The organism is Thermopolyspora sp. NPDC052614, from assembly GCF_040678635.1.
Lineage (GTDB): Bacteria > Actinomycetota > Actinomycetes > Streptosporangiales > Streptosporangiaceae > Thermopolyspora.
Genome location: NZ_JBFATZ010000002.1, coordinates 459,048 through 470,193, shown reverse-complemented (window position 1 = coordinate 470,193; position 11,146 = coordinate 459,048). Strand labels below are relative to the sequence as shown.

Sequence of the window (11,146 nt, the reverse complement as noted above, 5' to 3'; positions counted from 1 at the left end):
CTTGCCCGAATCAGGCTTGGACTCGCCGCCCTTGTCACCACCGGCACCGGAGCCAGGATTGGACTTGTCCGCCTCGCCCCCCTTACCGCCACCGGCGTCCGAGCCCTTACCCGAATCGGACTTGCCGTCGCCGCCCTTCTCCCCACCGGCACCCGAATCCTTGCCCGAATCAGGCTTGGACTCGCCGCCCTTGTCACCACCGGCACCGGAGCCAGGATTGGACTTGTCCGCCTCGCCCCCCTTACCGCCACCGGCACCCGAATCCTTGCCAGATGCGGATTTGCCGGACTCAGCGGCGCCCGAACCCTTCCCGTGATCAGACTTATCGGACTCGCCTGGTTGCGGTTTGGGGTCGTCTGAGGGCTTCTTGCCGCCCATGGAGTCGGGAGTCGTGGAGCCGGGCTTCTTCTGCTTCTCCTCCTTCTCCAAGGCGGCCAGCCGGGTCTTGACGTCGCGGATCATGTCGTCGGCGGCGTCGGCCACCTGGGACGGGCGATGACTGGTATGCAGAGGCACGCCGGCCGAGCTCAGCAGTTGGGCGACTCGGGCGTCGGCAGCGCGCATCTTCTTCGCGGCCTGCTGAAGCTCGGTCAAGAGCTGGCGGACCAGTTGCGGATTCATCCCGTCCAACTTGGGCATACCGTCTCCCGCTTAGGTGAGCAGCGCTTTCACGCTAGCCGGGAGGCCTCTTCCTCACTGGGCGAGATAGCTAGACGGCATGGCTGGATGATCCCCGGTCCGCACCGGGTACGCCACTGTTCCGGGCCCGTCCTCACTCGTCGGTGGCGACGTAACCGACGACGCCCTTCAGCTTCTCCACCGTAATGGCGCCCTTGCGGAGCACTCGAGGCACCGGCGTGGTGAGATCCACGATGGTGGAGGGGATCGCGTCGGTGCAGGGGCCTCCGTCGAGGTAGACGGCGACGGACGCGCCGAGCTGCTCCTCTGCCTCGGCGGCGGTCCGCGCGGCAGGGGCTCCCGAGCGGTTGGCGCTGCTGACGGCCATCGGGCCGGTGTCCTTCAGCAGCTCAAGGGCGATCGGGTGGAGGGGCATGCGTACGGCGACGGTGCCCTTGGTGTCGCCCAGGTCCCAGCGCAGCGAGCGGCCGGCGTGGCAGATGATGGTCAGCGGACCCGGCCAGAAATGGTCGATCAGGTCCTGGCCGTAGAGCCCGAGGTCGTCGATGAGCGCGGTCGCGGCCCTGACGGTGCCCACCAGTACGGGGACCGGCATGTCCCGGCCACGTCCCTTGGCGGCCAGCAGCGCGTTGACGGCCGACGGAGTGAAGGCGTCGGCGCCGATTCCGTAGACCGTGTCGGTGGGGATGACCACCAGCTTGCCCTGGCGGATCGCGGAGGCCGCATCCGCGAGCCCCGCCGTCCGCTGCTCCGGCACGGAGCAGTCGTATCGCCGGATCTCCTCAGCGGGCAGCGCCTTGTCCGGTTCCCCGTCCTCATCGACGACCGAATCCGACGTGTCCTCGCCAGGCTTGTCCACGTCCTGCTTTTCGGCGCCTGGCTTTTCCTCGCCAGGCTTTTCCTCGCCAGGCTTCTGCGCGTCCTGCCGCTTCGCGTTCTGCTCGTCGCCGCTCGCGGCGGCGGCGTCGGAGGCCGACCCGCCCTGCTTCGCCTGGTCAGCGCGGCTTTCGGTCGGCTTGGCGGCGTCGGAGGGCGATCGGTTCGGCCTCGCCTGCTCGTCGCGGTCGTCGGTGGGCTTGGCGGCGTCGGCGGCCGGCTCGTTTCGCTCGCTCACTTGAAGGACGATCCTTTCAGTCCTGGCCGAATCTGGCCGTCACGAAGCGGTCCCGCCCCGTCAGGTCCTGGTGGTTGCGCACGTCGCGCCAGCCGTACTCCTCGGGGAACAGCCAGTAGACGGCGGTGCCCTGCTCGTCGGCGTGCTCGACGGCGACGAGGCCGCCCGGGCGCAGCAGCCGGCGGGCGGTGCGCTCGACGGCGCGCACCTCGCCGAGGCCATCCTCGCCGGAGCCGTAGAGCGCGCGGGCGGGATCGAAGTCGCGTACCTCGGGGTCGCGCGGGATCGCGCCGGGCGGGATGTAGGGCGGGTTGGAGATGACCAGGTCGACGCGGCCGTCGAGCTCGGGCAGGCAGTCGTTGAGGTCCTCCGGGTGCAGGTGGACGCGGCCTTGGCCCAGTTCGACGATGTTGCGTTTCGCCCAGCCGTACGCGTCGGGGTCGACCTCGACGGCGTGCACCTCCGACAGCGCGACCTCCTGGGCGATCGACAGCGCGATCGCGCCCGAGCCGGTGCCGAGGTCGACGACGAGGGGGTTGGCGACGTCCATCTCACGCAGGCGGTCGATCGCCCAACCAGCCACGACCTCGGTCTCCGGGCGCGGGACGAACACGCCGGGGCCGACCTCCAGCGACAGGTAGCGGAAGTACGCCCGGCCGGTGATGTGCTGGAGGGGCTCGCGGGCCTCGCGGCGGGCGATGCCCTCCCAGAACAAGGCGTCGAAGTCGGCGTCGCGGACGGTGTGCAGCTCGCTGCGCCGTACGCCGTGGACGAATGCCGCGATTTCCTCGGCGTCGGTGCGCGGCGAGGGCACACCCGCCTCCGCGAGCCTGGCGGTGGCGAGTGCGATCTCGTCCAGCAGCAGCGTCATGTGGTGCTTCTCACGAATGGGCGGCGAGCTTCTCCGCCATCTCGGCGTCGAGCAATGCCTGTATCACCGCGCTCAGGTCGCCGTCCAGCACCTGGTCGAGGTTGTAGGCCTTGAACCCGACGCGGTGGTCCGAAATGCGGTTCTCGGGGAAGTTGTAGGTGCGGATGCGCTCGGAACGGTCGACCGTGCGCACCTGGGACCGGCGTTCGGCCGAGGCCGCCGCGTCGGCCTCCTCCTGCGCGATGGCGAGCAGGCGGGCGCGCAGGATGCGCAGCGCCGCCTCCCGGTTCTGCAACTGGCTCTTCTCGTTCTGGCAGGAGACGACGACGCCCGTGGGCAGGTGGGTGATGCGGACCGCCGAGTCGGTGGTGTTGACGCTCTGGCCGCCCGGGCCGCTGGACCGGAACACGTCGATGCGCAGATCGTTGGGGTCGATCTGGACGTCGACCTCCTCGGCCTCGGGGTAGACGAGCACGCCCGCCGCGCTGGTGTGGATGCGGCCCTGCGACTCGGTCACCGGCACGCGCTGCACGCGGTGCACGCCGCCCTCGAACTTGAGCTTGGACCACACGCCCTCGTCGCCCTTGGCCTTGATGGCGATCGTGACGTCCTTGTATCCGCCGAGATCGGACGGCTGGGAGTCGATGACCTCGGTCTTCCAGCCGACGCGCTCGGCGTAGCGCAGGTACATGCGCAGCAGGTCGCCGGCGAACAGGGCGGACTCCTCGCCGCCCTCGCCCGCCTTGATCTCCAGCAGGATGTCCTTGTCGTCGTTCGGGTCGCGCGGGATGAGCAGGTGCCTGAGCCGCTGCTCCAGCGGGCCGATGCGGCTTTCCAGCTCGGCCGCCTCGTCCGCGAACGCGGGGTCCTCCGCGGCGAGCTCCTTGGCCGCGGCCAGGTCCTCCCGGACGCCCTCCAGCTCCCGGTAGGTGGTCACGATCGGCGTCAGCGTCGCGTACCGCCTGCCGAGGGTGCGCGCCTGGTTCTGGTCCGCGTGCACGGAGGGGTCGGCGAGCTTGGCCTCAAGCTCCGCGTACTCACCGAGCAGCTCGTCGAGATTCACCGTGCCTCCTTTGCAGCACCTCAACCGACAACGTTCACACCTCGCACCCGATCGCCGCACCTGCGATCAGGACGCCCGATCACGACGAACGCCGACCCGGGCACGCCCCCGAAGAAAAGGGGCGATTCCGAGCCGGCGTCGTGAAAGCAGCTACTTGGACTTCTTCCCGAACCGCTTCTCGAAGCGGGCGACCCTGCCGCCGGTGTCCAGGATCTTCTGCTTGCCCGTGTAGAACGGGTGGCAGGCCGAGCACACGTCGGCGTGGATCACGCCGTTCTTCGCGGTGCTGCGGGTGGTGAAGCTGTTGCCGCACGTGCAGGTCACCTGCGTGACGACGTAATCCGGGTGAATATCGGCCTTCATGATTCTTCCTCTCGCATCGGGCGGTCGCCGGGTCGTCCGAAGGTGGGGGACGTGAACCGGTACCGCTGCGGTTCGGCTACCAGTGTGCCAGATGTTGTAACCCGCCCAGGCCAGATGGTATTCCGGCGCGGTCGCCGACCCAATTCGATCTTCCAGACGGCTGCGCGATGAGCCGTCGTCAGCCTCCGTGCCCGCGGCGCCGACCGCACCGCACGCCTCAGCGCCATCGCGGCACTCGGAGGTACGGCCCGGCGGGGCAACACGGTGACGACACGGGTCCGCGGTGCGAGCCCGCGGCGCAACCGGACGATGTGACGTCGGCCGACGCCACGTGCCCGCACGCCGTCGCCGGGCCGCCCCGAGAGGGACGGCCCGGCGAGGCGGTGCGGACTTGTCAGTCGCGGTCGGAGACCGTGGTCTTCTGGACCTGGAGCAGGAACTCCGCGTTGGACTTGGTCTCCTTCATCCGGTCCAAGAGCAGCTCAAGCGCCTGCTGCATGTCGAGCGCGTGCAGCACCCGGCGCAGCTTCCAGACGATGTTCAGCTCCTCCGGCGACATGAGGATCTCCTCCTTGCGGGTGCCGGAGGCGTCGACGTCGACGGCGGGGAAGATGCGCTTGTCGGCGAGGGAGCGGTTGAGCTTCAGCTCGGCGTTGCCGGTGCCCTTGAACTCCTCGAAGATGACCTCGTCCATCTTGGAGCCGGTCTCCACCAGCGCGGTGGCGAGGATCGTCAGGGAGCCGCCGTTCTCGATGTTGCGGGCGGCGCCGAAGAAGCGCTTGGGCGGGTAGAGCGCGGTGGAGTCGACACCGCCGGACAGGATGCGCCCGGAGGCCGGGGCGGCCAGGTTGTAGGCGCGGCCCAGGCGGGTGATCGAGTCCAGCAGCACGACCACGTCGTGGCCCAGCTCCACCAGGCGCTTGGCGCGCTCGATGGCGAGTTCGGCGACCGTGGTGTGGTCCTCGGCGGGACGGTCGAAGGTCGAGTGGATGACCTCGCCCTTCACCGACCGCTGCATGTCGGTGACCTCTTCCGGACGCTCGTCGACGAGGACGACCATCAGGTGGCACTCGGGGTTGTTGCGGGTGATCGCGTTGGCGATCGCCTGCAGCACCATCGTCTTACCGGCCTTCGGCGGCGAGACGATGAGACCGCGCTGGCCCTTGCCGATGGGGGCGACCAGGTCGATGATCCGGGTGGTCAGGATGTTCGGCTCGGTCTCCAGGCGCAGCCGCTCCTGCGGGTACAGGGGCGTCAGCTTGTTGAACTCGGGCCGGTGCTTGGCCTGCTCGGGGTCCATGCCGTTGACGGTGTCGAGGCGGACCAGCGCGTTGAACTTCTCGCGCTTCTCGCCCTCGCGCGGCTGGCGCACCGCGCCGGTGATCACGTCGCCCTTGCGCAGGCCGTGGCGGCGGATCTGGGCGAGGGACACGTACACGTCGTTGGCGCCCGGCAGGTAGCCGCTGGTGCGCACGAACGCGTAGTTGTCGAGGATGTCGAGGATGCCGGCGATCGGGATGAGGACGTCGTCCTCGCCGATCATCGGCTCGCTGTCGCCGTAGCGGTCGCGGCCGCGGCGGTTGCGCTCGCGGAACCGGCCGCGGCGGCCCCGGCGGTCGTCGTCGCCCTGCTGGCCGCGGTTCTCGCCGGCGTCGGCGGCGACGGGCCGCTGCTCGGTGCGCGTCTCGCCCCGGTCGGTACGGTCACCGCGGTCATTGCGGTCACCGCGGTCGTTCCGGTCATTGCGGTCGTTGCGCTCGCGGCGGTCGTTGCGCTCGCCCCGGCCGCGGCGGTCGCGGCGGAACTCGCCACGCTCGGCGCGGGCCTCGCCCTGGCCGGTCTCGCCCTGGTCGGCGACGGCGGGCGCGCTCTCGGCCGGGCTCTCGGCGGGCGCGCTCTCGGCGACGGCGCCGTCAAGCGGAATCTGCTCCTGGGCCTCGGGCGCGGGCTCGGCGACGGCGCGGACCCGCTCCCGGCGGCCACGGGCGGGCCGCTCGCGGGTCTCGGCCTTCTCCGCCTTCGCTTCGGGCGCGGCCTTGGGCTCGATCTTGGGCTCGGTCTTAATCTCGGCCTTCGACTCGGCCGCGGGCTCGCTCTTCACCGCGGGCGCGGCGGCCTCGGGCGCGGCGGAGGCGGAACCGTCGGCCGTGACGCCCTGCTTCTCCTGAATGGCCGCGATGAGCTGGCTCTTGCGCATCCGCCCAGTACCGCTGATGCCAAGGCTCGACGCGAGCCGCTGCAGCTCGGGCAGCAGCATGGCGGACAGGCCGGTGCCGGAGCGACGGCGCCGGCTGGTGGCGCGGGTGGGGGTGTCGCCGGCGGCCTGCTGCGGCGTTGAGCCTGAGGCGTCGGTGAGGAGTTCGGTGGTGTCGCTCACTAAGGGTCCTTCCCAGGGGTCGGGCGCCGGCTTGATCAGCCATGCGTCCCGGTGATGCGACCCGGCGGGACAGACCGGGTCGGGATTCGCGAATTACTGAGGTGGTTGGAGGCGCCGGAGACCGGTGCGTTGGAGTCGAACCGGCTCGTCGCCGTCACCGCCCTGATCCGCGAGCTTCTGAGGCTCGGGGGTGACCCCCCGGCTGATTGCCGCCGACCAGATGTCAGGGTGATCCGAACGCGCACGTCTCTGATTTCGCCGCCTCGCGGAGTGCCAACCGGATGTGGCCCAACCGGAGGCAACGGATTCAGGAAGACCGCCGTACCGCCCAAACCTGCGGGCACAGGCATCGCAAGTATGGAGCGGCAATGTAGGGCTGACAAGCACGCGCCCGGCACGGGGGCATCTGGTGCGGCTATCAGCCTAACATCACCAGCGCACACGGCTATTCCCTGAAGGTCGAAGAGATTTCAGCGTGTCTCGGGAAACTGAACGAACGAGCCGACTGGATCGACGTTCAGTGGCTGGATAAGCCAGTCATTACCCACTTCTGGTGCGATCAAATCCTGCGTATTCGCCGTCGCAAACACGAGAACGGTGGGACCCGCGCCCGAGACGACCGCGGGCAGACCCTTCGCGCGCAGAAGTTTTACCAGATCCATGGTCTGCGGCATCGCAGGCGCACGGTAGTTCTGATGGAGCCGGTCTTCGGTGGCGGCGAGCAGCAACCGTGGATCCGGCCGCTGGGTCAACGCCGCTACGAGAAGCGCGGCCCGCCCTGCGTTGGCCGCCGCGTCGGAGTGTGGCACATCCTTGGGAAGCAGTCCACGCGCGTGTTCCGTCGACAACCGCTGCCTGGGAATGCACACCACCGGGCGGATGCCTTCATGCGGGTTCAATCTCACCTTACCCGGCCTGCCGTCGTGGTCGAGCCACGCGATGGTGAGCCCGCCCGACAGACAGGGCGCCACGTTGTCGGGGTGCCCTTCCAGCTCGTTGGCCAGCGCGAACACCTCGTCGTCCGAGAGCAGCTCCGCGCCGGCCGCCAATGCCTCCCCCGAGGTCCCCGTACTGTAGGACGTCACGCCTTCCCCCGATGCCGGGCCCTCCCGCCGACCGCCGTGTTCGCCGACGGCGTGAGGATCGGCCCGCGCCGCGTACGGCACCGCCAGCGCCCGCGCGGCGAGGATGCCCGCGCAGATCGCGGCCGACGAGGAGCCGAGGCCGCGCGCGTGCGGGATCCGGTTGACGCACCGGAGCCGGATGCCCCGGGGCTGCGGAACCCCCATGCGGTCGAACGCCGTCCGCATCGTCGTGACGATCAGATGGCCCTCCCCGTCGTCCAGTTCCCCCGCGCCCTCCCCCTCGACCTCGATGCGGGTGCTCGTCGCGCGCGGCCCGTCCCCGGGTTCGTCGCAGAGGGCCGCCTCGACCTCGTCGTGCAGGTCGAGCGCCAGGCCGAGGGCGTCGTAGCCCGGCCCCAGGTTGGCGCTCGTCGCGGGCACACGAACGAGGACCTTGCTACTGCTCATGCATCACCGGACTCTCTTCACCAGGCGCCGAGGATCATGCGAGTTCGAGCGCGGCGGCGGCCGCGTGCGGGTCGATGGGGATGGTCACCGGGGCGGGCGCGCCGGCGATGGCCCAGTCGGGGTCCTTCAGGCCGTTGCCGGTCACCGTGCACACCACGCGCTCGCCGGGCCGTACCAGCTCACGGTCGCGGGCCTGGAGCAGGCCGGCGACGCTGGCGGCGGAGGCGAGCTCGACGAACACCCCCTCCTCCTGGGCGAGCAGCTTGTACGCCGCGGCGATCTGGCGGTCGGTGACGGACTGGATGTCGCCGCCCGACTCGTCCCGCGCGGCCACGGCGAGCTTCCAGGAGGCCGGGTTCCCGATCCTGATCGCGGTGGCGATCGTGTGCGGGTGGGTCACCGGGGCGCCGGTCACGATCGGTGCGGCGCCGCTGGCCTGGAAGCCGAGCATGCGCGGGGCCGCGGTGGCGACCCCGTCGCGTAGATACTCTTTGTATCCCATCCAGTACGCGGAGATGTTACCGGCGTTGCCGACGGGCAGGCAGTGCACGTCGGGGGCGTCGCCGAGCACGTCGACGATCTCGAAGGAGGCGGTCTTCTGGCCCTCCAGCCGGTGCGGGTTGACGGAGTTGACCAGGGCGATCGGGAAGCTCTCCGACAGTTTCCTGGTCATCTCCAGGCAGTCGTCGAAGGAGCCGTCGACCTGGAGCAGCTTGGCGCCGTGCACCAGGGCCTGCGCGAGCTTGCCCATCGCGATCTTGCCCCGCGGCACGAGCACCGCGCAGGTCAGCCCGGCACGCACGGCGTAGGCGGCGGCCGAGGCGCTGGTGTTGCCGGTGGAGGCGCAGATGACGGCCTTGGCCCCGGCCTCGACGGCCTTGCTGATGGCCATGGTCATGCCGCGGTCCTTGAAACTGCCGGTGGGGTTGAGGCCCTCGATCTTGAGGAACACCTCGCAGCCGGTGAGCTGGGACAGCCGCGGCGCGGGCAGCAGCGGCGTGCCGCCCTCGAGCAGGGTCACCACGGGCGTCTTGGCGGTCACCGGAAGCCGGTCGCGGTACTCCTCGATGACTCCACGCCAGCCCCTGGCCATGGTGCTCCTCCCGTGCGCGGCGAATCGCCGCCATTGCTGTCCAGTGCGGTATTTGTTGCGATGTTCGGACTCCACCGCTCCGCCCGATACGCCATGATCGATCGTATTCGCGGTCGTGGCCGCTCGGGCCTCGGCGGGCCGGCGCCCCCCTCACGCCGCCGTCCCGTCGCTGTGACCCGACTCGCCCCGCCGTTACCTGCGGTGTTGCGCAAAGAGTCTACGACCTACGGGCGACATTCGCAGGATGGGAGGTCCACTAAATGGACATCAGGGACGTATGAGTCGGCCTTCGGGCCGGTTTTCGATGCACTACAGTTCTGGATCTCGGCCGGAGTGTAACGAGGAGCACACGCATGGGTGAGCGGGAGCGGGCGCGACCGAGGATTCGGCACAACGACTACTCCCCGTTGACACCGCCCGAAATCGGGGCCTGGACCCCCGAGCTGACGGTGAGCGTGGTCATCCCCTCGCGGTCGCAGCGGCAGCTCGATCTGACCCTCGCCGCGTTGTCCGCGCAGACGTACCCGGCGTCGCTGACCGAGGTCATCGTCGTCGACGACGGCACCGAGCCGCCGCTGCGGCTGCCGGAGATCAGGCCGGAGAACACCCGGATCGTCCCGTCCGCGCCGGGCGGGTGGGGCATCGCGCACGCCCTCAACACCGGCGCCGCGCAGGCCGAGGGCGACATCATCCAGCGGCTCGACTCGGACATGGTGATCTGCGCCGAGCATCTGGAGGCGCTGCTGCGCTGGCATCACCTCACCGACTACGTGGTGACGATCGGGGGCAAGCACTTCGTCGAGGAGCCCGCGGACGTGACCGCCGAGCAGGTGCGCGACGCGGTCGCCCGGGACGCGCTCGGCGAGTTGTTCGACCTGTCGGCGGCGATTCCGAGCTCGACCGAGGAGACGATCCGCAAGCTTGACGGTCTGAAGGCGGCGAAGAACCCCTATCACAACTGCACCGGTCCGACGCTGTCGCTGCGGCGGTGGCTGTACGCGCGGGTGGGGGGCCTCGACGCGGACGTGCTGCGGGGGTCGGACACCGAGTTCGCGTACCGGCTGGCGATGGCCGGGGTCGTGTTCGTGCCCGATCTGGCGGCCAGGGCCGTGCATCTGGGGCTGCCCGCGCAGCGGGTCAACCGGGAGCGCACGGTCCGGTCCGTCGAGCCGTACCTCGCCCATCGCATTCCGATGCGCCGGGATCTGCGCAAGGAGCGCGGGCGGCGGTGGCTGGTCCCCTATGTCGAGGTGGTGTACGAGGTCGGCGAGTCCACCGAGCCGCAGGTGCGGGCGGCGGCGAACGCGGCGCTCGACGGCTCGCTGCCCGACGTCGTCGTCACGCTGGTCGCGCCGTGGTCCAAGCTGCCCGCCGGACGGCACTCGGTGCTCGACGACCCCGACTTCGAGCTGCGGCTGCTGCGTTCGGGGTTCGCCGACGACGACCGGGTACGGCTCGCCGACGAGCCCGCCGACACGCCTTGGCCCACGCCCTACCGCTACACGGGTCCGGTCGACGTGCCGCTCGGGCGCGACACGCTGGAGCGCATGATCAAGGTGATGACCGCGGACCGGCCGCTCGGCGTCCTCGTCGTCGCCCTGCCGGACGACCGCACCGCCCGCCTGGAGCGCACCGACGCCGTCAACCGCGCCCGGCTGCTCGCCGCGCCCGGCGACGACCTCGACGAGGTGATCGACGCCACCCACGGCGTACGGCATGCCGAAATGACCGACTTCTGGCCGCCCGAGCCCGGTGCCGCCCCGGCCGGGGGCAAGCCCGCCGCGCCCAAGCCGGCGGCGTCCAAGCCCGCCGCGCAGGAGAAGCCGGCCGCTCCGCCCAAGGTTTCCGGCGCTCCCGCGGCCGACGCCGCCCCGAAGAAGAGGTCGCTGCTCACCCGCCTGCGCGGGACCATCCGCGAGCAGCGGCCCTGAGCCCGGCGGCGCGTCATACCGGATCGCTTACCGGATCGCTTACCGGATCGCTTACCGGATCGCCTTACCGGATCGCCTTACCGGATCGCCATCGTCGGCCGATCGGCGCTCTCGTCGAAGACCTCGATCATGCCTCTGACGTCGTCCCGCGTGCTCTCCACGA

General features: G+C 70.3%; 8 protein-coding genes and 1 pseudogene. 1 reads left to right on the top strand and 8 read right to left on the bottom strand.

Annotation, left to right across the window (positions count from 1 at the left end; all coding sequences use genetic code 11):
• The 8 genes and pseudogenes from AB0K60_RS05575 to thrC form a co-directional block, all read right to left on the bottom strand.
• Positions 1-639, bottom strand: a pseudogene (locus tag AB0K60_RS05575) (hypothetical protein); the annotation flags it as partial.
• A gap of 133 nt (positions 640-772) precedes the next feature.
• The gene (locus tag AB0K60_RS05570; protein ID WP_364048930.1) at positions 773-1,753 is read right to left on the bottom strand and encodes an L-threonylcarbamoyladenylate synthase; all 981 of its coding nucleotides are present in this window, start codon (positions 1,751-1,753) and stop codon (positions 773-775) included.
• Positions 1,754-1,769: 16 nt separating this feature from the next.
• Positions 1,770-2,624 carry a peptide chain release factor N(5)-glutamine methyltransferase gene (gene prmC / locus AB0K60_RS05565; protein WP_364048928.1) on the bottom strand — a complete coding sequence of 285 codons (855 nt, stop codon included), beginning with the start codon at positions 2,622-2,624 and terminating at the stop codon, positions 1,770-1,772.
• Positions 2,625-2,634: 10 nt separating this feature from the next.
• On the bottom strand, positions 2,635-3,687 hold the full coding sequence (gene prfA, locus AB0K60_RS05560) for a peptide chain release factor 1 (RefSeq protein WP_364048926.1): 1,053 nt from the start codon (positions 3,685-3,687) through the stop codon (positions 2,635-2,637).
• Positions 3,688-3,837: 150 nt separating this feature from the next.
• Complete coding sequence (gene rpmE / locus AB0K60_RS05555) at positions 3,838-4,050, bottom strand: 50S ribosomal protein L31 (RefSeq protein WP_364048924.1); 213 nt, start codon at positions 4,048-4,050, stop codon at positions 3,838-3,840.
• Between the two features lie 394 nt (positions 4,051-4,444).
• A complete protein-coding gene (rho, locus tag AB0K60_RS05550; protein WP_364048922.1) occupies positions 4,445-6,427 on the bottom strand; it encodes a transcription termination factor Rho in 1,983 nt (660 codons plus the stop codon).
• A 470-nt stretch (positions 6,428-6,897) separates the two neighbouring features.
• Complete coding sequence (locus tag AB0K60_RS05545) at positions 6,898-7,959, bottom strand: homoserine kinase (RefSeq protein ID WP_364048920.1); 1,062 nt, start codon at positions 7,957-7,959, stop codon at positions 6,898-6,900.
• Between the two features lie 34 nt (positions 7,960-7,993).
• On the bottom strand, positions 7,994-9,052 hold the full coding sequence (gene thrC / locus AB0K60_RS05540) for a threonine synthase (RefSeq protein WP_364048918.1): 1,059 nt from the start codon (positions 9,050-9,052) through the stop codon (positions 7,994-7,996).
• A 353-nt stretch (positions 9,053-9,405) separates the two neighbouring features.
• Between thrC and AB0K60_RS05535 the strand changes: the two genes are divergently transcribed.
• The gene (locus tag AB0K60_RS05535) at positions 9,406-10,983 is read left to right on the top strand and encodes a glycosyltransferase (protein WP_364048916.1); all 1,578 of its coding nucleotides are present in this window, start codon (positions 9,406-9,408) and stop codon (positions 10,981-10,983) included.
• Positions 10,984-11,146: the final 163 nt, after the last annotated feature.